Raw genomic sequence first — 25,454 nt, forward strand, 5'->3', positions numbered from 1 at the left:
ATCAAGGCGGAGTAACTTGAGAAGATATTTGTGTTGTTCTTTTCATTAAGTTTGCAAAACTACGGTTATTTTTTTACATCTACAATAACTATAAATGCTCTTTATCTAACCCTTTCTTCAAAAAAAAACGTAACCGTACTATTTTCTTTTCTTTCTGATAAATTAAAATTCAATCAGAATCCGAAAGAGAATACTTACGAAACAGCTCTTTTTTCATATTACCCTTGTTGCACCAAATGTTGCAAGTTTGGGTCATTTTTGATACGCTCCATTTCGCTTTCAATAATATTTACAATGTCTATTTTTATCTGACGGTAATTGCTTTCAATTTGCTGTTTCATTTTATCTTCTCCGTGTTCATTAACAAATGATAGGATTTCCGGTATCTTCTGATATACTTTAGTTTCTGCGGCAACTTTTTCATTGTCCACAACAATTTCAGCGTGAAATATTTTTTGCTCAATACGTTCATCAAAATTGTCCGAAACTGAACCCACAAACATTCCTTGTGTAAGTGTTGAGATTTTAGAAGCCGGAATAAGGCTGTCTAACTGTGTGGAGATAGAAGTAGATTTATCATTCCTGTTAATCGTCATACTTTGGCGTTTCTGCAATACTTTTCCGAAACGTTCCGAAAGGCTCTTTGCCGTTTCGCCAACCACCTGACCACTGAATATATTACCTACTGTATTTTGAATTACTTTGCTCTCTTTGTCGCCGTAATCCCTTGTTAATTGCGAAAAATCCTGAAAGCCCAAACACACAGCCACCTTATTACTTCTCGCAGTTGCGATGAGATTGTCCAGTCCTCTAAAATAAATTGTTGGCAACTCATCTATGATTACGGAACTCTTTAATTGCCCTTTTTTGTTGATGAGCTTAACAATTCTCGAATTGTACAAGCCCAAAGCTGCGGAGTAGATATTTTGACGGTCGGGATTATTACCAACGCACAAAATTTTAGGCTCTTTGGGGTTATTGATGTCGAGCGTAAAGTCATCGCCAGTCATAACCCAATACAACTGTGGGCTAATCATTCTTGACAAAGGAATTTTTGCCGATGCAATCTGTCCCTGCAATTGGTCTTGCGCTCCGGATTGCCACGCATCCATAAAAGGCGACAAATAATTTTCCAAATCGGGATAGGAAGTTAAAATCGTAAATACGTCCGAATACTTTTTGTTAAGCAATTCAATGGCGTGTGGGAAGGTACAATATTTACCGTCCTCATAGATTTTCAGATACCAAATAATGGCAGCTAATAGGATAATTGGGCTTTCCACGAAAAAATCCCCTTGCTTCTGTATCCAGCTTCGATTGAGGTTCAGCATTATGGTATAAGCCGCTTCATAAGCATCCGAAATGTCCGTCATAAAGTCTGGGTTCAAAGGATTACAACGGTGGCTCTTGCGTGGGTCATCGAAATTTATCACATAGAATTTTGGTTGAACTTTGTACTTATCTTGGTGCTTCAATAAATGATTGTAGGCAATGGTAGAAAGGTCGTCAAACTTGAAATCGTAGATGTACATTGCAAAGCCTTTCTCAATCTGTTGCTTTATATAGTTGTTTACAATTGCATAGCTCTTCCCCGAACCAGGCGTGCCCAGCACAATTGATGCCCTGAAAACATTGACTACGTTAATCCAGCCATTGTTCCATTTTCCTTTGTAATAAAACTTTGTGGGCAGGTTAACGGAATACTCGTTTTCCATCAGCTTGGTTTCTTGCTGAAAGCTCTCGTTTTCATTATTGAAAACATCGTCCATCAGGTTGGTACGAAGCAATCGGCTCATCCATACACCTGCCATCAGCAAAGCGATATAACCTAATGAGATAGTAAGAATATACAGAAATGTGCCTATTACCGGAGATAGTTTTAACAACAGTGTGTTCAGAAAGAAAAGCACAAAACCAACGCCCAAAGCCACGTAAATTTTAGACCAGGTTATCTTCTCATTCTTTACGCCTTTCGTTCCTAAACAACTTAAAGCAAGCAATACCAAAGCAAAGGCTTTAGTATATAAGGTATGTGAAAATAAACCTGCTGTTCTATCGAAGTTGCCTAATATTTTGTTGATTATTTCCAATGTCCAGCCACATTCCATAAAGAAACCGTAGCAGAACCAATAAAGGTGCATCAGTACCAAAAGAATACTTACTGCCCTCATAAAAGCCATTATTTTGGCTAAACCTCTTAAATCGTCTTCTCCCTGCATTATTTTTTAGTTTTAATGTTCGGGCGTGAATTTAAAGGCTCTACATAGTGGCTATAAGAATGTGGCAGTCAATGGCGGTGCGTGGCTGTGTTTGGCTGAATACTATTGCTGACCTATTTTGCGTTTACGTTTCTTCTTCATTTTGTTGGCAAAATCCTGTTCCTCGTAATCTTCGCCCTGTGCTTCGGGCAGTAAACCTCCCAATGCTTCAATCAAACCATCTTCGTGTTTGTCCGTAGTTAAGAAGTCGAACAAATGGTGTGGTTCTTCCGCAGGAAGATCCGCATTATTTGATGTGGATATTTTTGGTGGTTGTACGGCAGGTTCTTTAATATCGGGTTTGATGTTATTGTTCCAATAATCATTAAAGGTATTGGCAGAAAGTTCTGTTCCTAAACGTGAACCGTTCCAAACCGCTTTGGAATTATGGTCAATAAATGTGATACCATAAATACGCCCTGTATCATTCCTGCGTACCACTACATTAATGCCCTGTTCGCCTAACTGTTTTTTAAAAGCCTGCTCATCACTTGTGGTTTGCAGGGCAATAGTAACGGCAGCTTTAATGGTAGGTTTTGTCGGGTGGTCTTTTAAATTCTCTTTGCATTTTGCAAAATGCAATTCCAAAGCCGGAAGCCCTGCATTTTTACCAAACAACGAAGCCTTGAAAGGATGCCCGGCTCTTTCGCCTTTTTCATTTAAAGGAATGTACAGTAAACCCTGCCGTAGCTGTCCCTGCAATTCGCCCTCCACTTTTTCGGTGGTAACATTAAACAGGGAAAGCAAGGCATTGTATTCGCCCAAAGTCTGAAACTTATAATAATTCGGCAAGTGGCGGACTACTGAAGCAATTTGACTTTTTATATCGCCTGCTTTGTAATCTACCGGACGGAAAACCTTGTCGTTCTGCTTGTGTTCTTTATCGGTTGCGGGTATCAATTCGTGTTTCCTTTCGAGTTCACGGCACACATTCATCGACCGCATTTTTTCAAACTTGTCAGAGATTTTTTTACCATTCTCGTCCACACAAACCGATACGATATGAATATGCGAACGGTCAATATCGGTATGCTTAAAGACTACAAAAGGCTGTTCGCCGTAACCCATTTCCCGCATATATTCTTCCGCCATTTGCCGAAACCTGTCATCGCTAACCTTATCTTTCGGGTCGGGATTGAGCGAAATATGCAACGTATGCTTTTCCGTATTGCGGTTGGCAATCAGGTAAGGAGCAAAAGATTGTGCTAATTGTGCAACGGAATAATGACCGTTAGCGGTTTCAATCATCTTATGGGCAAACAAAATTTTTCCGTTTTCATTCTCCACTTTAAGCTGATTGTACGCCAATGCTCCGTATAAATTTCCGCTTCTGCCGATTTTCGCTATCATTTCTAAGGCTGTTTTTTCAGATGTTTTGCTTCAAATTCCTCACTTATCAGAATGATTTTTTGGCATAGCATTGCCATTTCAGCCGTTTGTTTTTCCAATTTGTAAAGGAACGCTGCGGCTTTTTTCTCGGAAAAATGTTTGTACAGCAGCTTTACAACCTGATTATAATTCACGCCTACGGAACGAAACTGGCTATGAAACGAGGTCAACCGCATATAAAAATCAACCGTTCCTTTGTCAATCTTAACCGATTTCATTTCCTTATTGAACAGTAGGGAAATGATAAACTTCGCTTTATTGGGCATTCCCGATGCTTCAAAAAGCGATAAAAGTTTGGCATTTTCTCCGTCTGTAAGACGGAAAACGTGGCGGTGGATGCTTGGGTCGGTTTTCGGTATCCGCCCGCCCTTATTCTGTTTTTTGTTACTGTTCTCGTTCATCACTAATCCATTTTTAATCCACACAAAACCTCGACTTCGGAGAGCGTTTTCTGCCCCCTGCTAAGGGCAAGTTGTTTTGAGGCACTAACTCGGTTTCGAGTGCCTCAAAACACAACTTGCCGTGTTCCGTTGAACACAAAAATCCGCCCTGCGGGACGGATTAAATGTAACAGGGAAAAACGGCTCGATGCCGTTCCCGTTACCCTCCGATTTGTCAAAAGAATTTTGCATAAATCCATTAATAAAAATCATTGTACAAAGTAAAGCCCTGTTTACGAAAGCATTGTATTGTATAGCAGTGCCAAACACTGCCTTTGAACGCCAAACACTGCCACACCGCAATCAGCGGGCAAATCAATCGCTTTATTTGCCGTATAATTTTAGTGCAGGTAGTAAAAAATGTATCTAAACAGAGAAGAAAATCAAGTTTGCAAACAAGCGGTTTGGAATAAAAGCATAGGGTTTTAAAAGCATAAAACAATAAAAGTGTAAAAGCATAAAAGCGGTAAAGCAATTTACCTGTTGCAAGGTTTGCCACTTACCAAAGAATGTACCTGACAAGGCAAAAATGAAAGCAGATACCTGTGCAGGAAAGTACCCAAAAGGGAATGCAGGAATATAGGAATGAGGTAATAATCAGATAAACCAATATTCAATCCTGCAAAACAAATAAAGTGTGTAACAATAAATTTTTAAATAATGGAAACAACAAAGAAAACTTTAAAAATCAGCTTCTCCACCCAAAAAGGCGGTGTGGGAAAATCTACAATGACCACTTTGCTGGCAAGTGTGCTTCACTACCGTTTAGGTTTTAATGTGCTGGTGATGGACTGCGACTTTCCGCAACACAGCCTGACCAATATGCGTGAACGGGATAAGAGAACCATAATGCAGAACGACTACCATAAAAAGGCGGCAATGAAGCAGTTTCAAGCCATCAACAAAAAAGCGTACCCGATTATTAAATGCAAAGCTGAAACAGCTTTGGAGAAAGCATCGGAATACAGAAGCCAGTCGGTGGTTGTACCGGATGTTATTTTCTTCGACCTGCCGGGAACAGCCAATACCAAAGGCGTACTGACTACCTTAAAAAAAATGGACTTCATCTTTTCGCCCATTACTGCCGACCGTTTGGTAGTGGAAAGTACATTGGGCTTTACCAAAGCCTTTCTCGGACTTCCCCAAACGGACGAGGGCAATCCCGAACAAGAGATGTGGCTATTTTGGAACCAAGTGGACGGCAGGGAAAAAACAGGTTTGTATGATGCGTATCAAAGTGTCATCAAAGAACTCAACCTGCCTATAATGGAAACAAGAATAATGGATAGCAAGCGTTTCCGAAAGGAAACAGACGATACAGGTAGTTATGTATTCCGGTCAAGTTTGCTGCCTGCCGAACCACAGTTAATGAAAGCAACTAAAATGGATTTGTTTGTCGAGGAATTTTTAAAAATCACTCATCTATAAAAATAGTAAAGTATGGCTTCAGATAACAAAAACAACGATTTTGAAAAGCCCAATGTTGATGAGGAATACCTTATGAACGTCATAAGCGGCGATGAGCCTGTTGCTCCACCGAGCAATAACAAAAAGCAGGATGTACCAAAGGAAACAAAGCCCAGGGAAAAAGTCCGTAACAGTTCATCAAAGAAAGCGGACTATGAGGAAACGTTTTTGGTCAATCGGTTTCCATCGGGGCGTAACGGCAAGGTGGTTTACATACGCCCTGAATACCACGAAAGATTGCTCCGCATCGTTCAACTGACAAGGGAAGAAAGAACAACGCTCTACTCTTACATTGACAATATTCTTGAACATCATTTCAGAGAGTACGGGGACGATATTACCGATTATTTCAATGAACATTTTAAACCCATTTTATAATGAAGAAAGATAAAAAGAACAGGAATACTGTTGCAGCCGGCAGCAACTCCGATACAGTTAGCAATACAGCTAAAACAACCTATGAAAATGCATTTATGCAAATGAATAAAATGCAGAAAAGAGGCAATAAAAGCATATACCTAAGTCCTGAACATCACGAGCGTTTAACCCGCATAGTCCAGATTATAGGCGATGATAAAATACCCTTGTTTGCCTATCTCAATAATATTCTTGAACATCATTTTAAAGTATTTGAAGATATGATTACAAAAGAGTTCAAGGAAAAGTACAAAGGCTTGTTTTAAAAAACCTACGTTATGGAAACAGTAATTGTGATATGCCTGCTCATAGTCATTGCCCTGCTGGTGCAGGACAAGATTGTCATTAAGAAAAGGTCGGAGCATAAGCCAATGCAGGAAAAGGTTAATCCGAACCTACCTGATATTATGGGCCAGCCCAAGCCTGTAAGAAACCTTTCAGTGCCAAACGCTGCCAATGAAAGCCAAATAGAGGAACAAGAGATAAACCCTGATAATTTAGACATTGAATACGACGAAAATGAAAGCGTGGGTATTCAAATTCCGCAGGAAGAGCTGGACGAAGTTTTCAGTAATATGCCTGATTTGGAGGAAGAGGAAGAAGAATGGAACAGGTACGGAATATCCGGTGGCGATGACGGTTTTGCCCAAGGGGTTACCTTTGAAGAACTAAGCTCCGTGGGGGTGTTGCTCCAAAAAGAAGAATTGGAACCAGCCCAAAAGGAAACAGCGATAGCGATAGTTCAAAAAATACAGGGAACCGAATTATTCAGCCTATTGGAAAATTCTATGGAAGATGCTTCCCGAAGAATAGCCGAGCTTTTGGATAGCACCCTTTCATCTGAAACGGAAGACAGTTCTTCAACTTTGCGGAAAAGTGATTTGAGTGATTTTGACATTGGGGAGTTTTTATAGACTTCCCAATGTTATTTTTAAGCACAAATAAATCACACTAAACTATGTTCTAACTTCTCTTTCCATTTCTTCCAGTCTGGCATCATTACCTCCTGTAAATCATAGAAAGCCTTTGTATGGTTGTGATGCACTAAATGGCACAATTCATGAACAACTACATACTCAATACTACCTTTAGGAGCTTTGATTAACTCTGGATTTAGAATAACCTTACCATTTGGCGTACAACTTCCCCAACGTTTTTCCATAGAGCGGATATGTAATTCTGGTTTATTGATTTTGTATTTCTTAAACATGGGATACACTTTACTCAATACCTCGTCAAAATGAACGAATGCCTTCTCTCGATACCACTTATCGAGAATATCTTTAACGTTATTTTCCTCTTTAGAAAGTACCGTAATATGCCCTCTGAAAAGCTTCACCTCATTTCTATTACCTATTTCTACACGTAGCTTATATTGTCTTCCCAAATACAGATGTGTTTCTCCATTGACATATATTCGTTCTGGTGTGTATGGATGGTAGGATAAAAATTCACGTTGTTGTTTGATGATCCATGGAGCTTTTTTTTTGATATGCTGTGTAATTTTTTCCACCGCTGTATCATACGGTGCTATTATTTTTACAATACAATCTGGATAGACTTTAATAGTCAAATTTTTTCTATCCTGAAATTCGAGTCTATATTCAATTGTAGCAGAACCAAATTGTATCTTATGGATATTTTCCACCATCATACAAACTTGATTTTAGCTACTTTTAATGCCTCTTCTACGGTCTGATCAATATCATCGAAAGACAAGTCAATGTCGTATTTGCTTTTCAAATCGAAGATGTAATCATCAATAGCGATGCGAATTTTACCTTCTATATCAGGTTTGTTCTGCCAATCTACCATCAATTGATCATTTTGATATACTACTGAACGGATTACTTGATCTATACCAAGAGCAAGCTCTGTAGCAACTTCGATTTTATCAGAAAGCACATCTTTAAAAATATCAGTTATAAGATTATAAATAGCAATACCTGTATCATTTCCTAGCAAAGCATTTGGAATATTCCCTCGTTCTCCTTTTAAAAATGCCTCCTCATACTCTTTAGCTTTTTTTAGGAATTCAGCTTCGTCAATTCTTTGCTGATGATATTCTTCAATCGCTTCACGAATGAGTTTAGACAGCTTTTTATAAAAGATGGGATCCTCATTCATTTTGATATTGATGGCTCGAATAGTTCTGCTGGCGATATGATCCGCTTTAGCAGATTTACTGCTTAATTTCTCAACTTCAGCTTCTCGTTGTTCTTTGTCAAAAATATCGACTAAATCCGTTATCCTAAGCACTTCGCCCTCTGTCGTGATATGCTTGTCAATTAATTTTTGTACCTGTGGCTCATATTCCTTGTAGTCAATATCATCAGAAAATCTCCTTTTGACAGAAACACGCAATGCCAAAAAGAATTTCAAATCAGACTTATACTTGTCAATTTGTTTTTCAGGGGTGTTGTTAGCAAAATCAATACTGGATAATGCCAGTTTTAGTAAACGTGCAAAAGCAGATACTTTCTCATAAAACTGATGCCGGATAGCTTCATCGCTAAGCAATTCTTCATAAGCCGGTTCATCATATTTGTTTTTAATAGTTTTGAAAATATCCCAAACCTCGGAATGTGCCTGAGGTAATTTTTTGATTTCTTCTACTATATTTGTCCAGCTTCCGGCTAAATCTTCTGCATCAAACATATTCTCACCGGAATATGTCTGAATGGCGTTGTCCAAGTTCTCCAAATTACCAAAATAGTCTATTATATAACCATAATCCTTTCCAGGATACACACGATTTACACGAGCAATAGCTTGTAACAAAGTATGTTCTTTTAATTGACGGGTCAAATACAACGCAATATTTCTTGGAGCATCAAAACCCGTCAGTAGTTTGTCCACCACTATGATAATTTCAGGAAAGTCTTGTTTTTTAAACGCACCGATTACAGACTTTTCATATTTATCCTGTGTGCCGTATTTATCCATTCGGACATTCCAGAATTTTTTCACTTTATCGTCCGATACATCAAAGGCGTCTTCTTCGCCTTCCCGAGTGTCGGGAGCAGACATGATTATTTCAGAGCTTACTTTGCCAATTTCGTCCAAATACTCTTTGTATTTAATTGCTGTGGCTTTATTGGGTGTTACCAGCTGCCCTTTAAAACCAGTGCCTTGAAAATTATCCACATAATGTTCAGTGATATCCCAGGCTCTGGCGTAAATAACCTGATCGGCTTTATTAAGGATATTTTTCGAACTGTATTTTCTCTTCAAAGCCGCTTTTCCGTAGGGTGTAAGTGGTTCCGAAACCTTGTCAAAATAATTATCCAACGGTTTTTCATTAACCTCAATAAGGTTATGCCTGCCTTCATATAACAAAGGGACAACGGCTCCGTCTTCTACAGCATCCGTAATCGAATACACATCGATAATGCCTCCAAACTTACTCGCTGTGCTTTTTTCTTTTTTCAACAATGGCGTCCCAGTAAATGCGATAAAACAGGCATTTGGAAATACTTTCTGCATTTTGACATTGAAAGAACCGTATTGTGAACGGTGTCCTTCGTCTATCAAAATGTAAATTTCTGAGCTATCAAATGATTGAGGGCTTGCATTAACAGCAGCTTCAAATTTATGAATTAGGGTGGTGATGACTGCATCGCCGGATTCTGTAATCAATTTTAAAAGGCTGGTATCCTTCTTTAATTTTTCCTGTTCGTTATCATCCAGTATTTCCCCTCTGAGTTTTTTAGCTATTTCCTTTGATGCTCCTTTATCAGCATTAACTACTGGCACATGACATTTTTTGAACGTTTCTGTTATCTGGTCATCCAGATCAATACGATCTGTTACCAAAAGTATCTTAGGATTTTTAATATTCGGATGTGAAGCAATTAATTGAGCTAGCATCACCATAGTCAAAGATTTTCCGCTTCCTTGTGTATGCCAAATCACACCACCTTCGTGATTACCTTTGGTATCGATTTTTAGGATTCTAGTCAACGTGTTTTTAATCGCAAAATACTGCTGGTATCGGGCTACTTTTTTGATACCGTCATCATACAAAGTGAAATCATATATAATTTCCAATAATCGTTTGGGATGGCAAAAACTAAAGAGTAGTTTATCCTGCGTAGTAATAACCTGTTCCTCTTGTTCTAAATTTTCAAAATATTGCCAGACCTTTCTAAATCGTTCTTTAAATAATACTGTACGCTCATTTTCTGGTAAAGCTTTGTGCTTTAAAATGTTGATTTTATTTTCCCAAAAACGTTCTTCTTCTTTAGTACGGAACATTTCTTTCCAAACTCCCCAAAATTCTTTGCTGGTAGCGGTTGTACCATATTTTGCTTCATTAGAGGCCAAAGCAAATGTAAGATTGGAGTACAAATACAAGCTTCGAATTCCGTCTTCTTGCTGGTTTCTTAAATGCTGTTCAATGGCTTTTTCTACAGGCTCTTTTATTTTAGGCGACTTACATTCAATAATGACCATCGGAATACCATTAATAAATAGTACAATATCTGGTCGGTAATGATCGGCTCTATCTGAACGTAGTACACTATATTCTTCAGTTATGTGATAGATGTTGTTTTCCGACTTTTCCCAGTCAATATAACGAAAAGAGAAACTTTTTTTATCACCTAAAACCGTTTGGTCAAAACTTTTCCCTAATGTGATGAGTTCGTAATAGGCCTTATTCGCTGCTATAAAACCATCTTGTACTGGTAAATCCCTGATTGCAAGTATTGCATTGTTGATGTTAGATTCGGAAAAAGCAAATTCCTTTTGCTTATAATCAATTTTATTAATCTTCTGTACTTGGCTTTTTAGAATATCTTCTAATAGCACATTCGAGCTTCTTCCTCCACGGGCTGCTAAAGCCTCCTCTGGCGATAGGTATTTCCAGCCCATATTCATCAGCAATTTTAACGCCGGAATTTGGGAAATATGGTCTTCTATGAATGAGGGTGTGTCCATGATACTTATATCTTCTTTGTAGAATTTATAATTAGTTCACTTGGATAGCCAAGCATTTTCATAATTAATTCTTGTGATTTGTTTTTAAAGGCAGGTATTAAATTGCCTATAAGACTAAGCCCCAACGCTCCAAAAATTGTAAAAGCGTAGTTGTATGTTTCAATAAATTGAATTGTTTCAGGACTGTACTTTGGAAGCTTAAGCAATAGATAAATTAACCCAGCAAATAAAACTGCTTGAATTATCCATGATAAGTATTTTATGCGTCTAATAAATTTGGTATTAAAGCTCCTAAACAAGTTTAATTCACTATTATCAGGTAATTCCTTTAGTAACAGTATTGAGTCATAAGCTTTTATAGAACACAAAATTTGAAAATCGCTACGACTTTCAAATAATTTAATATTCTCAGTCAACTTTTTATAGGTGAAGTTTACGAACTCGTTTGTAATTAGTGATTGATTGCTTATTTGAAGAAACACGAATACAATCTCTGGCAAATTACTTGTGCTATAATAATTTTCGTTTAAAATGTTTTCAAAAGTGATTGTTATTGCATTTCTGTTTCTGATAGAAACTATATAGTTTACCCAATCCTTGTTTATACTAAATATTGAAACACCCACAATAAACGAGAACATAAGAAAATCATCATTGACAAAAGGAGCTGGAGAGTCTTTACTCGGTTTACTTTTACATTTTTTTTCAAAATATTTTTCAAAATCTACTTTCTTGTTTTTCTGAATAGCATTTACAATTTCAAAATAATACTCCTCAGACTCATTCAAATCTTGACTTTCAGGTACAATAATAGTCTTACCTAACAACAAATTATTAAATGCTGTAAGTTTATGGCTTTCAGTGACTCTTGATAGATAACCTGTTTTTTCTTCTAAAGGAACCATTTCTTTCTTTTTAATCCATAGTTTAAGCTATCCGCATCCCAGCCAGGAACACTTCTCATTTTGCCGAGCAAGCGTGAAATAAGGTTGGAATACTTCATTGTTGCGGGTTCTTCTCCTGGTAAAAAACTACGCCAAGACAGGTAAGTGAATGAGAATATTTGCTGTGTGATATAACTCAAATCATGAAATATCAAATCATTCAATCCATTATTGTCATAATTGCCTTGTGGGGTGCGTATTTTAATTTGAATGGGCTTGCTCATCCCTTGCCTAGATGTTTTCAATTCATTCGGTCCCAACATTTGAACAATACAAGTTTCTGAATCCAAAAAAACATTACTTGCTCGGCTGGGGATAAACGCACCGATAACATTGCTGTTACCATACTTCTGTACACCCTGCTGAGTGGTGTCAAAAATCATATTTGGGTGCGATTGGCTAATTGTAACAAAAGCAAATTTTATCTTATACTGATTAATTTCTTTGACCAGTTGACTGATTACATCGAACTCTGTGTTTTTGATAGGTTTGAATATGTGAAAAATTAGACGTACAGTATCACCTTCTGCCCAACCATATTCTGATGATAGCCTTTCGATGGAATTTTTTAGGCTTTTAAGCAACTCCGAAAAGTAATTTTCAAAAGCTACATCTTTTACTTTATCTGATAATAGATACTGACCATCTCCCGAAAGAAAGGTTGTGATACCAACCACTCTGTTTTGTTCGGATCCTGCGTATTGATTTTTCCTGAGCCAACTATGCCCAATACCAATTACTATTTCTCTATCGACCGAACGCTGCGAAGGCAAAACCCAAGGAATACCGCCAAGCTTTGCATAAATTTGCAATGCAAGTGAATTTAAAATGTATTCATTATGGCTTTTTACTACCTCTGCAGTAACATATTGAACCGGAATTTCAAGAGCAAGTAATTTTGCTTTTATAGCATAATATGGATTATTTCGGTCATCATATCTTTTAAATGCTGCTGGGATTTCAATAATAGCTAAATCTGGTTTACTTTCATCATCACTTCTAATTGCATTTAGATATTCATTTATAGTATAATCCTGAATTTCCTTAATGTTAAATACTATATCTTGCAAATCGTATTTCTTTTGCAGTCCTTTTTGGAAATATCTGGATTGCGGAATACCATCTTTAAGACTATAAAGGAACTTTGTGAAATTGCCACGGGTATTCTTGTTACAGATAGAAAGGATGTTTGGTGATTTGATATCAAATGTATTGCTGTCATAAGGGCCATAATTAGACAGACCTGCATCTGGGTTATAATTATTGGTCTTTGTAACAGCATGGTCAAAAATAAACGTAGGATTTTTTAGTTCCATCGTATTTGAAACAGAGATCGGTTTGCTATCTACCGTAAAACAAAAACTTTCTTTATTCTGGAATAAAACCAGTTTTCCGTTTTCACTAAATAAGTGTTCTGCTATTTTACTAATTTCGGTATAGAGATTTTTGGGATTGTAGATATCAGATCGTTTACCCTCAATGATGTTCAATATTTCATCACTTTTATCTGGTGATGTGGCAAAACTCAGGTACTTCCCGATGTTGAATTTTGTTTTTCGAATTAGCAATTCACTTAATTCAAATTCTTTCAAACCTTCATTGGTTTCAACTTTTGCTTTGTTTCCTATTACTTCTTTTAGAACTCCAACAAATTCTTCATTGGGAGCGAGAATATTCGTTAATCCAGGCAAGGTTTCTGCATGCAATACATCAAGACCAATCAATTCAAATCCTTCTGAATGTAACTCAGCACAACTAATGTCAAAAATCCAGTTACGTTTGATATTGACCAAGAAACCGAAACGTTTTTTTCCATTGATCTCGGTCAAACGCAATTGCACTTCAATGAGCTTTTTATAACCTATCCTGTCTTTTAAACTATCTGGCAAGGCATTTTTAATGATATCGTCTTTACCCGAAAAGAAACGGAAAGGATAAAAATCTACGGGAGTGTATCTTAGGAAACGGTCTTTGAAAGTTCTGAAAAAGATATGCTTTATCAATGAGGCTGTGATCTGATGATCACTATATGTACTTCGTTCTGTTAATATACCAATTGGAGTGCTGTCATCACTGTCCTTGTTGGAAATGTATATAGAATCACCGTTTCTAAAAAAAGAATGCGTAGCATTGTACAAACCTCTTAATTCAGTAAGACGTTCATCGCTATATAATTCAGTATTGATTTGATATTTTTCAAACTCAATATTTATTGGAAAGTAATTAAGCTGCATATTCTTTTTAAAGTTTTATTGGTTAAGGGTTGATGTGCCTGATCTATTTCAATCAATTGATAAACTATAATTCTAATTCTTTCTCAAGCTTTCTGGTAAAAACTTATCGATTTCTGCATCTGAAAATGTAAACTCCTCATTTTGTTGAAGTGCTTTGGAAGCAATTTGATAAGCCTTATTAATTGTTTTAGGAGCACCTCGATATGTATTGATAAGTTCTTCGTTCAATTCGTCTCTGGTCTGCTGAAGATGTTCTATTGCTTTATTTCCAATCCTAATATCGACAAGTAATGAAAGTAGCTTTTCTCTTATTTCTAGAATATTTAAAGCTGCCTGTTTATGTTTTTCTGCTATCGCCAATAAATTGAAATCTTTGGAATAAAGTGTTATTCCAAGTAATATTGTTGAGCAAAGTGCAGCGATAAATTGAAATGCTTTCCCTTCACCGAGCACTACAACTAAAATACTGGTAGTAGTTGCTGCCGATAAGAAAATTTCAGCAAATTTTAAGCAATCACTTCTTTCCTTAAGAACATCGGCACATTTTTCATGGGTTTTGTGTGTATAAACAACTCTTCCATAAATTTCTCGAATTTGAGACTCTAATAAGTTTTTTTGCTCACTCATATCTATATTTTTAAACTATTCAGAAATAGGTACATCAATTAAATCTCTGGCAACTACTATATTATCTTTAATGATATAACATTCTACAAAATGACTACCTTTAAAACTTGTAGTTTCAGTCTTCTCACTAGAGTTTAAATCAATTATTTGTCCTCTAATGCAGTTTCTCTTGACTGCTTGTTCTCCGCGGTTAGTAACTTTCCATTTGATTACATAAGGAGCAGGCACATCTATTCTCTCAATATAAAACCTTAAAGATTTATTCGGCATCAATCTAATTTTCTTTAACAGAAATTCACGTAATAAACCATCTCTATAACCATTTTGCTTCACTTCACAATCTATTTTTAAATCGTATCTAATATCAATAGGGTATTTTGATTCAATAAATTCCTCGGTGTTTCTATAGCTGGAATTAAGTGATGCGGCTTCTTTTTCTTCGTTTACATATTTCGGGAAATCATTTCCAAAAATATCCCTCCATTTATTATGTTTCGTTTTATCAGAAGCAGCATCAATCGCTTCTTCAGCTAGATCATACGCCTTCTTTGCCTTCCTCTTAAAAGACTTTTTAACTTTCACTCGCTGCTTGCTTCCTAAAGCACCATATTCATTTTGATCCTTGGGCTGGTCATATAAATGTTTGAAAAAATCTCTACACATTTCATCATAATATGCAAAACTCTTTTCGTCATAACAAGTAGTTGATTTTAAAAAATTATAAGCAAGCGTGTCTATCAAAAGCCCACCCATACAAACCCCATGCTTATTTTTCCATGATCTGGCCATCTTACAGAGTCTTCTAAGGTTTCGATTTTTATTGGCTACAAACTCGACCATGGCATCCATTTCCTTTCTTGGCTTTGTAATTTTCCAAGTGCCATCAGCATAAGTATCTGGATATTTGTAGTCTTGATCGTCTAATTCAAAAACTGGCTGTACATCGATATGGGAATCTGTAAAATTTACCGTAACTACACATCTATCCACCTTAATATCAGAAGAAGAGTAGGTATTTGAAATTGCAGTTTTAGTATCTTGTAATAATTTACTTTGTCCTCCGGACTTGTTATAATCTGCCCATTTTGATGCAGGCATAATATATAGCATGTCTAAATCTGAAATCCCATTAATTCCCGTATACCTTCCATAAGAACCAACTTGCAAGCTATTTGCAGTTTTAGAATCTGTGTTGCGAAATTCTGTGTTCAAAGATTTTGTAATACGCCCATAGCGATAAGAAATTGTATCAGCCTTATCATCGCTTATTTTGATATTTGAGAGGAACTCCTTAAAGGTTTCAGATGTATTCATGCGTTAAATAGTATTTATTTTCAATCTCTTTTTCCCGGTTAATAATTGTTGCATCAAACCTTTTTTCTGTTGTTTAATCGCTTCTATTTTCTTCTTTTGTAGTTCGATTTCCTTATCTGCTGTATTTAGTAACCGAACAATTTCCTTCTGCTCCTCAATTGGAGGTACGGGTATTTTGAGTTTTAGGAATTCAGATTGCCCTAACGTCTTGTTTCGCCCTGCACCACCGGGAGAAGCCAACTCTAATAAGTTTTTCCCTTTTGCTGATTTAAAAAAGTACAACAGGTAATCCAGATCTAAAACCCCTTCTTTAGGTTTGTACATAGGAAAACGATGTGAAGCTATCATTCCTCTCTCTGCTTCCGTTGTCTTTGCTATTGCTTGCTCCCATGCAAAAACAATATTTACAACAAAGCAATCGGGTTCTATCCAAAACACGGATTTGTTACCTAAACTTTTTCCTGTTACTGGTTCTTTATGAAAAATGCCTTTAGCATGAGATCTTATACCAATTTCTTGATAAAAAATTTCTTTCTCAGGAATAAAACCTGTTTTAACTTTAATAACTCCTTTTGCAAGCGGTGTTAAAACTACGTTCATTCCGATGTCAGAAGTCAATTTTAAAACAAGAGCACGTCTGCGATTTATAAAATTTTCAAGTAATTGCTCATTATATCTAATTGACCTATCCCAAGTAAATGAAAGTTTTGCAATTTCATTTTGCTCGTTAATTGGCGGCAACGCTATAGCTATTTCTTGAAATTCTGAAATCCACCGTCTTTTATGATCTTCAGTATTAATCTTTACTAGCTGAAGTCTCTCATATAAGAACTTTGTGTCGTTACCCGCCTTTGCTATTAAAATTTTTATGGCTGAAGATTTAATTTTAAAGCGAAAGTCAATATACCTGCTAGCAGTAGTAAAATCGTCAAAAATTATTACAGGATTATCAGGGTTATATATACCATCCTGATCTTCGGTATAACCTAAAACAAAAGCTTTATTAGCTGTTAATACAGGCATGTTGTTCAAGTTGTTTACCTTGTTGATATTATTCGTTAAATATTTGCTCGGCTGTTCATATTCTAGAACCTCAAGTATTTCAACGATATTCCAATTAGAGGGAACTGTTCCTAATGGTGTTTTCTTATATCCAGTCTTTTTATCCATACTAGTATCCCAGATCTTTTAAATAGTTAGCCATTTCTGCTTCCACATCATCAATCTGTTGCTTTAGTGTATTAATCTCTGATTGTACCGCTTTAATATCCACCTCTTCCTCTTCTTCAAACGTATCCACATAGCGAGGGATATTCAGATTAAAATCGTTCTCTTTAATTTCGCTCAAGGGCGCTCGATAAGCATATTTGTCTTCAATTACACTACCTTTATCAGTAGCAAGAGGAACACTGATTTTAAAAGCTTTGTATGTTTCAACAATGTGTTTTATATCTATATCTCTCAGTTTGTTTTGATTTTTACCTGTTTCAAAACCTTTGCTCGCATCAATGAACAAAACATCTTTATTGGATTCCTTTGCTTTGTTGAAAATCAGAATAACAGCTGGAATACCAGTCCCGAAAAATAAGTTGGCAGGTAAACCAATGACAGCTTCTAATAAATTTTCTTCAATCAACTGCTGACGGATTTTACCTTCGCTGCTTCCCCTAAACAATACACCATGCGGCATAATCACACCAACACGACCAATATCTTCATAAGTGGTTTCAATCATATGACTAATAAAGGCGTAATCACCTTTGCTTTTTGGAGGAACACCTCGATGGAAACGATTGTATTGATCAGCGACCGCATTTTCCGCTCCCCATTTATCTAATGAAAAAGGTGGATTTGCAGCCACAATATGAAACTTCATTAATTGATCACCTTCCAAAAGGCGTGGGTTATTTATGGTGTCTCCCCATTCAATGGTAGCGTTATCAATCTCGTGCAGAAACATATTCATACGAGCTAAAGCCCAAGTGCTTCCGTTTACTTCCTGTCCATATAAAGAAAAGTTTCCGGATCCTACTTCTTTGGATAGCTTAATCAATAAGGAGCCCGAACCGCAGGTTGGGTCATTTAATCTATTACCCGCTTCAGGAGTAAGGAGCTTCGCTAATAGGGTAGAAACCTCACTTGGGGTATAAAATTCTCCTGATTTTTTTCCTTCATCACCCGCAAACATTGAAATCAGGTACTCATAAGAATCACCGATCACATCATTACCTTCCAAATGCGAAGGCTGTAAATCCATTTCAGAAAAATCGACAAGCAAATTTTTCAGTCTTCTGTTACGGTCTTTTGTTTGCCCAAGATTTGATTCTGAATTGAACGTAATATTTCTGAAAACACCTGCTAATTTCAAGCGGTTGGAATCTTCAATTTGTTCCAGAACACGGTCGATTAAATCACCTAATTGTACATCATTACGATTTTCAAATAAATAATCGAAAGTTGCATTTTCAGGAAGCTTAAATCGTTCATTTGCCAAAGCCCGTTCTATACGCACATTATCACCTTTGTACTTTTCGGTGTAAAATGCTTTCTTGTCTTTCCATACATCAGAAACATACTTTACAAAAAGCATCGTCAGCACATAATCTTTATACTGTCCGCTACTTAACACTCCTCTGAATGAATCACAGGCTTTCCATACTATATTGTTAATCTCTTTTTGAGTGAGCTTCTTTTCCATTTTATTTTAAAATATCATTTATTACTGCTTGAAATAATTTATTTTTTTCGTCTATCAACCTTCCTGTCAAAGCTAATTCTGCTCGATGCAAATCACTTAGCTTGGCTATCTTTTTTTGAACTTCTAATGGAGGAAGAGGGATTTCTACTGCTTCGAGTTCATTTTTACGAATAGAAGGAATAGAGCTACCTGCACCAAGGGACTGAAAAAATGATTGATACTTAGTCGAATTAAAAATCGTAACCAAATAGTCTGAATCAACAAGATCAGACTTCGGCTTGATAACAAAAAAGATAGAGGAAGCAATTGCTTTTCCTGTATCAACACTGTATTTCCAAGCAAAATTTCGCATCCCTTTCCCCACAAATAAAACATCTCCCTCTTCTAAAAGATGGCTTTTGGACTTTTCTGTTATTTCAACCCATCCATCTCCATTACCATCAAACAGCCCAAAATCATTAAAATTTTTAGCCTGAAGATAGATAACTGCACCTTTTTCTTTTGGCTTGTCATAAAAGCCAAATTGCAAATGGGATATATCTTTTAATTGCATTTTCAATTTTGTATTCCGTTTCAAATTTAAGCAAATATACAGGATAATATTTAAATACACAAATATATTTCTTTGTAGATAGTTTCAAATAATAAAATTATCTTCCCTATTTCATGAAGAAGATCCAGCAATTCAGCCACTCACTGCCAAATCATTCCTTTGACTGCCACTTTATTATAACGCCCTGATTTCTGAAACACCTTTGTCCCGAAAGTCCGCAAGGTGCGGGATAACAATAACAAATTAATGTGTTTCAATTATGGAAAAACAGAGAAAAAAAGTTTTGCTGGCAGCCGTGGCAATTCTGTCAGGAATTGGTGCGTTCGCACAGGGAAACGGTTCGGCTGGCATCAACGAGGCTACTCAAATGGTAACGTCTTATTTCGACCCCGCAACCCAATTAATCTACGCCATTGGTGCGGTCGTGGGCTTGATAGGGGGCGTTAAGGTTTATAACAAGTTCAGTTCGGGCGACCCCGACACATCGAAGACTGCAGCATCCTGGTTTGGTGCGTGTATCTTCTTAATTGTTGCAGCTACCATCCTGCGTTCATTCTTCCTTTAATCCGTTGCCTTATGAGTAATTATAACATCAACAAAGGCATTGGGAGAACGGTGGAATTTAAAGGGCTGAAAGCACAATACCTGTTCATTTTTGCAGGCGGACTGCTCGGAACCCTTATCCTGGTCATGATACTTTACATGGCCGGGGTTAATTCCTACATCTGCCTTTTTCTTGGGGCAGGCGGTGCTTCGCTCATTGTATGGCAGACCTTTTCGCTGAACAGGAAGTACGGCGAACACGGGCTGATGAAAATTGGAGCCAATAAAAGGCATCCCCGCTACATCATCTGCCGCAAGCCTGTACACCGCTATTTAAAATTCACACCTAAACAGAATGCCGTATGAGAAATGTAGCAAAGACCACCACACTGGAAAACAAGTTCCCTTTGTTGGCAGTGGAGAACAACTGCATCTTATCCAAAGATGCGGACATTACCGCCTGCTTTGAAGTACGCTTGCCGGAATTGTTCACGGTAGCTTCTGCGGAATACGAAGCTATTCACTCCGCCTGGCACAAGGCTATCAAAACCTTGCCTGATTTTACGGTCATTCACAAACAGGATTGGTACATCAAAGAAAGCTATGCGCCCGATTTGGCAGAGGATAACCAAAGTTTTTTGGCAAAATCCTATCAACGCCATTTCAATGAGCGACCGTTCTTAAATCACTACTGTTACTTGTTCCTGACCAAGACCACTAAGGAAAGAATGCGGATGCAAAGTAATTTTTCATCGCTATGTAAAGGTACGCTGATACCAAAGGAAATCAGGAACAAGGAAACGATACACCGCTTTATGGAGGCGGTCGCCCAGTTTGAGCGTATCGTGAACGATAGCGGTTTTGTAACCCTGAAACGTCTGACCGAAGATGAAATCATCGGAACAGAAGATACACATGGATTACTGGAACAGTACCTCACGTTATCAAGGGAATCTGGAACACCAATGCAGGACATCGCACTCGGAACGGAAGAAGTCCGTATCGGAAACAAAAGGTTGAGCCTGCACACCTTGTCCGATACAGACGATTTGCCCGGAACGGTATCGGCTGATACCCGTTTTGAAAAGCTATCCACCGACCGGAGCGACTGCCGTTTGTCGTTCGCTGCTCCCGTGGGATTACTCCTTAGCTGTAACCATATCTACAACCAATATTTGTTTTTGGATAACAGCGAAGACAACCTGCAAAAGTTTGAAAAGTCCGCCCGCAATATGCACTCTTTGGCAAGGTATAGCAGGGCAAACCAAATCAACAAAGAGTGGATAGAAAAATACCTGAACGAAGCCCACAGCTTCGGTCTGTCGTCTATCAGGGCACACTTCAACATTATGGCGTGGTCGGAAGACCCTGCGGAGCTGAAACAGTTAAAGAACGATTGCGGTAGTGCATTGGCACTAATGGAGTGTAAGCCTCGCCACAACACTACGGACGTAGCCACTTTGTTTTGGGCTGGAATGCCCGGCAATGCAGGCGATTTTCCGAGTGAGGAAAGTTTTTACACTTTTATCGAACCTGCCTTGTGCTTCTTCACAGAAGAAACCAACTATCACAATTCGCCCTCGCCGTTCGGTATCAAGATGGCTGACAGGCTTACAGGAAAACCTATCCATTTGGATATTTCCGACCTGCCTATGAAGCGTGGCATTATCACGAACCGCAACAAATTCATTTTGGGGCCATCGGGTTCGGGAAAATCGTTCTTCACAAATCATATGGTAAGGCAATACTACGAACAGGGTGCTCACGTCCTGTTGGTGGATACAGGGAATAGTTATCAGGGCTTATGCGAACTCATCAAAGGAAAGACCAAAGGCGAAGACGGCGTGTATTTTACATACACCGAAGACAATCCCATTGCCTTTAACCCTTTCTATACCGATGATGGCGTGTTCGACATTGAGAAGCGGGAAAGTGTCAAGACTTTGATACTGACACTCTGGAAACGTGATGATGAACCGCCAACCCGTTCTGAAGAGGTTGCTCTTTCCAATGCCGTAAGCGGCTATATCGAACGTATCAAAACGGACGATGTTTACCCATCATTTAACGGTTTCTACGAGTATGTCAAAGGCGATTACCGCAAGGTACTCGAAGAAAAACAGGTAAGGGAAAAAGACTTTGACATAACAAATTTTTTAAACGTTCTCGAACCCTACTATAAAGGCGGAGAGTACGATTATCTGTTGAACTCCGATAAGCAGTTAGACCTGCTTTCCAAACGCTTTATCGTGTTTGAAATTGATGCGATTAAAGACCACAAAATCCTCTTTCCCATAGTCACAATCATCATTATGGAAGTTTTTATCAACAAGATGCGGAGGCTGAAAGGTATCCGAAAACTCATCCTGATTGAAGAAGCGTGGAAAGCGATTGCCAAAGAAGGAATGGCGGAATATATAAAATATTTATTTAAAACCGTCCGCAAATTCTTCGGAGAGGCGATTGTCGTTACGCAAGAGGTAGATGATATTATCCAGTCGCCCATTGTAAAAGAAAGTATCATCAACAATTCCGACTGTAAAATCCTCTTAGACCAGCGTAAGTATATGAATAAATTCGATGACATACAGGCAATGTTGGGGCTTACAGATAAGGAAAAAGGTCAGGTACTTTCAATCAATATGAACAACGATGCAAGCCGACTGTACAAAGAGGTTTGGATTGGCTTAGGTGGTACGAACTCGGCAGTCTATGCCACCGAAGTTAGTTTGGAGGAATACCTCGCATACACGACAGAAGAAACCGAAAAAATGGAGGTAATGCAATTAGCTTCCGAATTGGACGGTAACGTAGAACTCGCCATTAAGCATATCGCAATGCAAAGGCGTGACAAAGCAAATCAATAGTCATTAACATTTTAAAATTCATAAAAATGAAAAAGTTCCTTTTTATGGTGTGTACGGCACTAATGCTCGCCGTAGCACCGTCCGCAAAAGCACAATGGGTAGTAACCGACCCCACAAATCTGGCATCGGGTATTCTCAACAGTGCGAATGAAATCGTACAGACTTCTTCCACGGTATCCAATGTAATTAAAAATTTCAAGGAAGTGGAAAAGGTGTATAAACAGGGTAAGGAGTATTACGACAAGCTACAAGCTGTAAATAATCTTGTAAAAGATGCACGTAAGGTACAGCAGACTGTATTGCTTGTCGGTGACGTATCCGAAATGTATGTTACCAACTTCGGTAAGATGATGAACGACCCGAATTTTTCTGCACAGGAATTGGCAGCTATCAGCAATGGTTATTCGGCATTGCTGAATGAAAGTACCGAACTGCTGAAAGAACTCAAACAGATTGTAACCTCATCAAGCCTTTCGCTGAACGACAAAGAGCGTATGGATATTATTGATAGAGTGTACAAAGAAGTAAAGGAATACCACAGCTTGGTACGCTACTATACCAATAAGAATATCTCTGTAAGTATTCTAAGAGCAAAAAAGCAGAACAATACCAAAAGAGTGCTTGACCTCTATGGAACTCCTAACCAAAAATACTGGTAGTTATGGAATTTCAAAATCTTCACGAAGTCCTACGCTCATTATATGATGAGATGCTCCCACTGTCCGCCGATATGGCGGCAGTGGCTAAAGGGATAGCCGGATTGGGGGCTTTGTTCTATGTTGCCATAAAAGTATGGCAGGCTTTGAGCAGGGCTGAACCCATTGATATGTACCCCTTGCTCCGTCCTTTCGCTTTGGGGCTTTGCATTATGTTTTTCCCAACTATCGTATTGGGAACAATCAATGCCGTGTTAAGTCCGGTGGTACAGGGTACTCACACAATCCTCGAAAATCAGGTGCTTGACCTCAACGATTTGCAGGCGAAAAAAGACCTGTTGGAACGGGAAGCTATGCTACGAAATCCTGAAACAGCCTATCTCGTATCAAATGAGGAATTTGATAAAAAGCTCGAAGAATTGGGCTGGTCGCCCGGCGATTTGATTACGATGTCGGGAATGTATATGGATAGGTTTGCCTACCAAACCGAACAAGCTATTAAGAATTGGTTTCGCAATCTGTTAGAGGTACTGTTTCAGGCGGCAGCTTTGGTTATTGATACCATAAGGACGTTCTTTCTCATCGTCCTGTCCATACTCGGGCCGATAGCCTTTGCGATAAGCGTGTGGGACGGTTTTCAGTCCACGCTCACGCAATGGCTGACCCGATACGTCAGCGTTTACCTGTGGTTGCCCGTGGCAGACCTGTTCAGCTCTATGCTTGCCAAAATACAATCCCTCATTATCGAAAAGGATATAGCAATGCTTGCCGACCCGACCTATATACCCGACACATCCAATACCGTGTACATCATCTTTATGATAATCGGTATCGTGGGTTACTTCACTATCCCAACGGTAACAGGCTGGATTATTCAGGCAGGCGGTGCAGGAAACTTTACCCGTAACGTAAACCAAGCGGCAATGAAAACCGGAAATATCGCCGGAGCAGGAACAGGTTCGGCTGTTGGAAATATCGGTGGCAGGTTAATGGGGAAATAAAAACAATCAAATCATTTAAAAATGGAATTTAAAACATTAAGAAATATCGAAAACAGTTTTAGGCAAATACGGCTGTATGCCATTGTATTTGCCGTTCTCTGCCTAAGCGTGGTAGGATTTTCACTTTGGAAATCTTACAGCTTTGCAGACGAACAACGCCAAAAAATCTATGTGCTGGATAATGGAAAATCGTTGATGCTTGCCTTATCGCAAGATGCAAGTATCAACCGACCTGTGGAAGCAAGGGAGCACGTCAGACGTTTTCACGAGCTCTTTTTTACGCTTGCTCCCGACAAGAACGCTATCGAAAGCAATATGAGCAGGGCATTCAACCTTGCCGATAAATCAGCTTTTGATTATTACAAAGACCTGTCGGAAAAGGGTTATTACAGCAGGATTATTTCGGGGAATGTACAGCAACGCATTGAGGTGGATAGTGTCGTGTGCAATTTCGACACCTATCCGTATGCGGTGCGTACTTACGCCAAACAATTCATTATCCGTTCGAGCAACGTGACCAGGCGTAACCTGATTACTTCCTGCTATCTCGTGAACTCTGTCCGTTCGGACAACAACCCGCAAGGCTTCAACATCGAAAAGTTTGCAGTGATAGAAAACAGGGATATAGAAGTTATCGAACGCTAAAAAAACAATCTTATGGAAGCATTATCAGATTTAAACACGTTTGCAAAAATCCTTACCGATAAAGGATATAACGGCTATTTCCATACGCAGGGAGCGTATGCCGGAAAGTTGAAGAAAAGTATCGGCGAATACCTCGAAAACTGCCAAAAAGGTACAGATAGTTTGCCTAAACAGGACTTGTTGCTGACGGGCTACCTGCAATGGTCGGGCGAAGACAAGCCAAGTGTAGAATGCAGTATGTGGGTAAAATACCTGAACGGCAAATTCTCGCTCAACAGAATGGAGGTTACAAGGAAAGACCAATTTGGGCAACTGCTGAAAAAATCGGAACTGACAAACCTGTCTGTAATATCCGCACCCAAAGCGGTTGAGGCAGTCGCTTTGGTCAATGAAGAACCGAAGCAAAAGGCAGGTCAAAGTCCTAAGCGTTTCAAGCTATAACAACAGAAACAGTAAGGTT

Annotated in this window: 23 protein-coding genes; 11 read left to right on the forward strand and 12 right to left on the reverse strand. The window is 38.3% G+C overall.

Going from position 1 to position 25,454, the window contains the following annotated elements; genetic code table 11:
* Positions 1–218: 218 nt before the first annotated feature.
* From mobC to mobA, 3 genes are all read right to left on the reverse strand, one after another.
* Positions 219–2,222: a conjugal transfer protein MobC gene (gene mobC / locus UNH61_RS13225; protein WP_326996167.1), complete on the reverse strand. Its 2,004-nt coding sequence runs from the start codon at positions 2,220–2,222 to the stop codon at positions 219–221.
* Positions 2,223–2,321: 99 nt separating this feature from the next.
* A complete protein-coding gene (gene mobB / locus UNH61_RS13230; RefSeq protein ID WP_019974887.1) occupies positions 2,322–3,608 on the reverse strand; it encodes a conjugal transfer protein MobB in 1,287 nt (428 codons plus the stop codon).
* Positions 3,609–3,610: 2 nt separating this feature from the next.
* On the reverse strand, positions 3,611–4,048 hold the full coding sequence (gene mobA, locus UNH61_RS13235) for a conjugal transfer protein MobA (protein WP_019974888.1): 438 nt from the start codon (positions 4,046–4,048) through the stop codon (positions 3,611–3,613).
* A 699-nt stretch (positions 4,049–4,747) separates the two neighbouring features.
* Here mobA and UNH61_RS13240 point away from each other — a divergent pair.
* Genes UNH61_RS13240 through UNH61_RS13255 form a run of 4 tightly spaced genes read left to right on the forward strand, consistent with a single transcriptional unit; the run spans position 4,748 to position 6,885 of the window.
* The gene (locus tag UNH61_RS13240) at positions 4,748–5,515 is read left to right on the forward strand and encodes a ParA family protein (RefSeq protein ID WP_055133802.1); all 768 of its coding nucleotides are present in this window, start codon (positions 4,748–4,750) and stop codon (positions 5,513–5,515) included.
* A gap of 12 nt (positions 5,516–5,527) precedes the next feature.
* Entirely contained in the window at positions 5,528–5,932 is a 405-nt protein-coding gene (locus UNH61_RS13245) for a DUF3408 domain-containing protein (RefSeq protein WP_055133801.1), read from the forward strand.
* Positions 5,932–6,237 (forward strand): DUF3408 domain-containing protein, encoded by a 306-nt coding sequence (locus UNH61_RS13250; RefSeq protein ID WP_055133800.1) that lies wholly within the window; start codon positions 5,932–5,934, stop codon positions 6,235–6,237. The genes UNH61_RS13245 and UNH61_RS13250 overlap by 1 nt, the downstream gene beginning before the upstream one ends.
* A gap of 12 nt (positions 6,238–6,249) precedes the next feature.
* The gene (locus tag UNH61_RS13255) at positions 6,250–6,885 is read left to right on the forward strand and encodes a hypothetical protein (RefSeq protein ID WP_055133799.1); all 636 of its coding nucleotides are present in this window, start codon (positions 6,250–6,252) and stop codon (positions 6,883–6,885) included.
* 32 nt (positions 6,886–6,917) lie between these two features.
* On the opposite strand, the gene UNH61_RS13260 is transcribed toward UNH61_RS13255, so the two are convergent.
* From UNH61_RS13260 to UNH61_RS13300, 9 genes are all read right to left on the reverse strand, one after another.
* Positions 6,918–7,625 (reverse strand): SprT family zinc-dependent metalloprotease, encoded by a 708-nt coding sequence (locus tag UNH61_RS13260; protein WP_235524276.1) that lies wholly within the window; start codon positions 7,623–7,625, stop codon positions 6,918–6,920.
* Positions 7,622–10,912 (reverse strand): HsdR family type I site-specific deoxyribonuclease, encoded by a 3,291-nt coding sequence (locus UNH61_RS13265; RefSeq protein WP_055133797.1) that lies wholly within the window; start codon positions 10,910–10,912, stop codon positions 7,622–7,624. Before UNH61_RS13265 ends, UNH61_RS13260 begins: the two co-directional genes overlap by 4 nt.
* A 5-nt stretch (positions 10,913–10,917) precedes the next feature.
* Complete coding sequence (locus UNH61_RS13270) at positions 10,918–11,817, reverse strand: hypothetical protein (protein WP_055133796.1); 900 nt, start codon at positions 11,815–11,817, stop codon at positions 10,918–10,920.
* A complete protein-coding gene (locus tag UNH61_RS13275) occupies positions 11,805–14,090 on the reverse strand; it encodes a Piwi domain-containing protein (RefSeq protein WP_326992453.1) in 2,286 nt (761 codons plus the stop codon). The genes UNH61_RS13270 and UNH61_RS13275 overlap by 13 nt, the downstream gene beginning before the upstream one ends.
* Before the next feature lie 72 nt (positions 14,091–14,162).
* Positions 14,163–14,717: an SLATT domain-containing protein gene (locus UNH61_RS13280; protein ID WP_055133794.1), complete on the reverse strand. Its 555-nt coding sequence runs from the start codon at positions 14,715–14,717 to the stop codon at positions 14,163–14,165.
* Between the two features lie 15 nt (positions 14,718–14,732).
* On the reverse strand, positions 14,733–16,031 hold the full coding sequence (locus UNH61_RS13285; protein ID WP_055133793.1) for a nucleotidyltransferase: 1,299 nt from the start codon (positions 16,029–16,031) through the stop codon (positions 14,733–14,735).
* A 3-nt stretch (positions 16,032–16,034) separates the two neighbouring features.
* Entirely contained in the window at positions 16,035–17,201 is a 1,167-nt protein-coding gene (locus UNH61_RS13290) for a restriction endonuclease subunit S (protein ID WP_326992454.1), read from the reverse strand.
* A gap of 1 nt (position 17,202) precedes the next feature.
* Positions 17,203–18,729 carry a type I restriction-modification system subunit M gene (locus UNH61_RS13295; RefSeq protein WP_055133791.1) on the reverse strand — a complete coding sequence of 509 codons (1,527 nt, stop codon included), beginning with the start codon at positions 18,727–18,729 and terminating at the stop codon, positions 17,203–17,205.
* A gap of 1 nt (position 18,730) precedes the next feature.
* A complete protein-coding gene (locus UNH61_RS13300; RefSeq protein ID WP_055133790.1) occupies positions 18,731–19,282 on the reverse strand; it encodes a restriction endonuclease subunit S in 552 nt (183 codons plus the stop codon).
* Positions 19,283–19,541: 259 nt separating this feature from the next.
* On the opposite strand from UNH61_RS13300, the gene UNH61_RS13305 reads away from it, so the two are divergent.
* Genes UNH61_RS13305 through UNH61_RS13335 form a run of 7 tightly spaced genes read left to right on the forward strand, consistent with a single transcriptional unit; the run spans position 19,542 to position 25,435 of the window.
* Positions 19,542–19,847, forward strand: coding sequence for a DUF4134 domain-containing protein (locus UNH61_RS13305; RefSeq protein ID WP_055133789.1), 306 nt, complete (start codon positions 19,542–19,544; stop codon positions 19,845–19,847).
* 11 nt (positions 19,848–19,858) lie between these two features.
* Positions 19,859–20,191 (forward strand): DUF4133 domain-containing protein, encoded by a 333-nt coding sequence (locus UNH61_RS13310; protein WP_055133788.1) that lies wholly within the window; start codon positions 19,859–19,861, stop codon positions 20,189–20,191.
* Positions 20,188–22,692: a TraG family conjugative transposon ATPase gene (locus UNH61_RS13315; RefSeq protein WP_326992455.1), complete on the forward strand. Its 2,505-nt coding sequence runs from the start codon at positions 20,188–20,190 to the stop codon at positions 22,690–22,692. The genes UNH61_RS13310 and UNH61_RS13315 overlap by 4 nt, the downstream gene beginning before the upstream one ends.
* 26 nt (positions 22,693–22,718) lie before the next feature.
* Complete coding sequence (locus UNH61_RS13320; RefSeq protein WP_019974899.1) at positions 22,719–23,351, forward strand: DUF4141 domain-containing protein; 633 nt, start codon at positions 22,719–22,721, stop codon at positions 23,349–23,351.
* 2 nt (positions 23,352–23,353) lie between these two features.
* Positions 23,354–24,349 carry a conjugative transposon protein TraJ gene (gene traJ, locus UNH61_RS13325; protein WP_055133012.1) on the forward strand — a complete coding sequence of 332 codons (996 nt, stop codon included), beginning with the start codon at positions 23,354–23,356 and terminating at the stop codon, positions 24,347–24,349.
* 21 nt (positions 24,350–24,370) lie between these two features.
* Positions 24,371–24,994 carry a conjugative transposon protein TraK gene (gene traK / locus UNH61_RS13330; protein ID WP_026357463.1) on the forward strand — a complete coding sequence of 208 codons (624 nt, stop codon included), beginning with the start codon at positions 24,371–24,373 and terminating at the stop codon, positions 24,992–24,994.
* Positions 24,995–25,006: 12 nt separating this feature from the next.
* Positions 25,007–25,435 carry a hypothetical protein gene (locus UNH61_RS13335; RefSeq protein WP_055133013.1) on the forward strand — a complete coding sequence of 143 codons (429 nt, stop codon included), beginning with the start codon at positions 25,007–25,009 and terminating at the stop codon, positions 25,433–25,435.
* The last annotated feature ends 19 nt before the right edge of the window (positions 25,436–25,454 follow it).

This window comes from Chitinophaga sp. 180180018-3, assembly GCF_037893185.1.
Lineage (GTDB): Bacteria > Bacteroidota > Bacteroidia > Chitinophagales > Chitinophagaceae > Chitinophaga.

Bases quoted from the DNA above. Each gene is read 5' to 3' on its own strand.
- UNH61_RS13285 (WP_055133793.1), bottom strand. From the start codon at position 16,031: ATGAATACATCTGAAACCTTTAAGGAGTTCCTCTCAAATATCAAAATA.
- UNH61_RS13270 (WP_055133796.1), bottom strand. From the start codon at position 11,817: ATGGTTCCTTTAGAAGAAAAAACAGGTTATCTATCAAGAGTCACTGAA.
- UNH61_RS13280 (WP_055133794.1), bottom strand. From the start codon at position 14,717: ATGAGTGAGCAAAAAAACTTATTAGAGTCTCAAATTCGAGAAATTTAT.
- UNH61_RS13315 (WP_326992455.1), top strand. From the start codon at position 20,188: ATGAGAAATGTAGCAAAGACCACCACACTGGAAAACAAGTTCCCTTTG.
- UNH61_RS13290 (WP_326992454.1), bottom strand. From the start codon at position 17,201: ATGGATAAAAAGACTGGATATAAGAAAACACCATTAGGAACAGTTCCC.
- mobB (WP_019974887.1), bottom strand. From the start codon at position 3,608: ATGATAGCGAAAATCGGCAGAAGCGGAAATTTATACGGAGCATTGGCG.
- UNH61_RS13295 (WP_055133791.1), bottom strand. From the start codon at position 18,729: ATGGAAAAGAAGCTCACTCAAAAAGAGATTAACAATATAGTATGGAAA.
- UNH61_RS13305 (WP_055133789.1), top strand. From the start codon at position 19,542: ATGGAAAAACAGAGAAAAAAAGTTTTGCTGGCAGCCGTGGCAATTCTG.
- UNH61_RS13260 (WP_235524276.1), bottom strand. From the start codon at position 7,625: ATGATGGTGGAAAATATCCATAAGATACAATTTGGTTCTGCTACAATT.
- UNH61_RS13255 (WP_055133799.1), top strand. From the start codon at position 6,250: ATGGAAACAGTAATTGTGATATGCCTGCTCATAGTCATTGCCCTGCTG.
- UNH61_RS13275 (WP_326992453.1), bottom strand. From the start codon at position 14,090: ATGCAGCTTAATTACTTTCCAATAAATATTGAGTTTGAAAAATATCAA.
- UNH61_RS13300 (WP_055133790.1), bottom strand. From the start codon at position 19,282: ATGCAATTAAAAGATATATCCCATTTGCAATTTGGCTTTTATGACAAG.
- traJ (WP_055133012.1), top strand. From the start codon at position 23,354: ATGGAATTTCAAAATCTTCACGAAGTCCTACGCTCATTATATGATGAG.
- UNH61_RS13335 (WP_055133013.1), top strand. From the start codon at position 25,007: ATGGAAGCATTATCAGATTTAAACACGTTTGCAAAAATCCTTACCGAT.
- UNH61_RS13240 (WP_055133802.1), top strand. From the start codon at position 4,748: ATGGAAACAACAAAGAAAACTTTAAAAATCAGCTTCTCCACCCAAAAA.
- UNH61_RS13245 (WP_055133801.1), top strand. From the start codon at position 5,528: ATGGCTTCAGATAACAAAAACAACGATTTTGAAAAGCCCAATGTTGAT.
- mobA (WP_019974888.1), bottom strand. From the start codon at position 4,048: ATGAACGAGAACAGTAACAAAAAACAGAATAAGGGCGGGCGGATACCG.
- UNH61_RS13310 (WP_055133788.1), top strand. From the start codon at position 19,859: ATGAGTAATTATAACATCAACAAAGGCATTGGGAGAACGGTGGAATTT.
- UNH61_RS13250 (WP_055133800.1), top strand. From the start codon at position 5,932: ATGAAGAAAGATAAAAAGAACAGGAATACTGTTGCAGCCGGCAGCAAC.
- UNH61_RS13320 (WP_019974899.1), top strand. From the start codon at position 22,719: ATGAAAAAGTTCCTTTTTATGGTGTGTACGGCACTAATGCTCGCCGTA.
- UNH61_RS13265 (WP_055133797.1), bottom strand. From the start codon at position 10,912: ATGGACACACCCTCATTCATAGAAGACCATATTTCCCAAATTCCGGCG.
- traK (WP_026357463.1), top strand. From the start codon at position 24,371: ATGGAATTTAAAACATTAAGAAATATCGAAAACAGTTTTAGGCAAATA.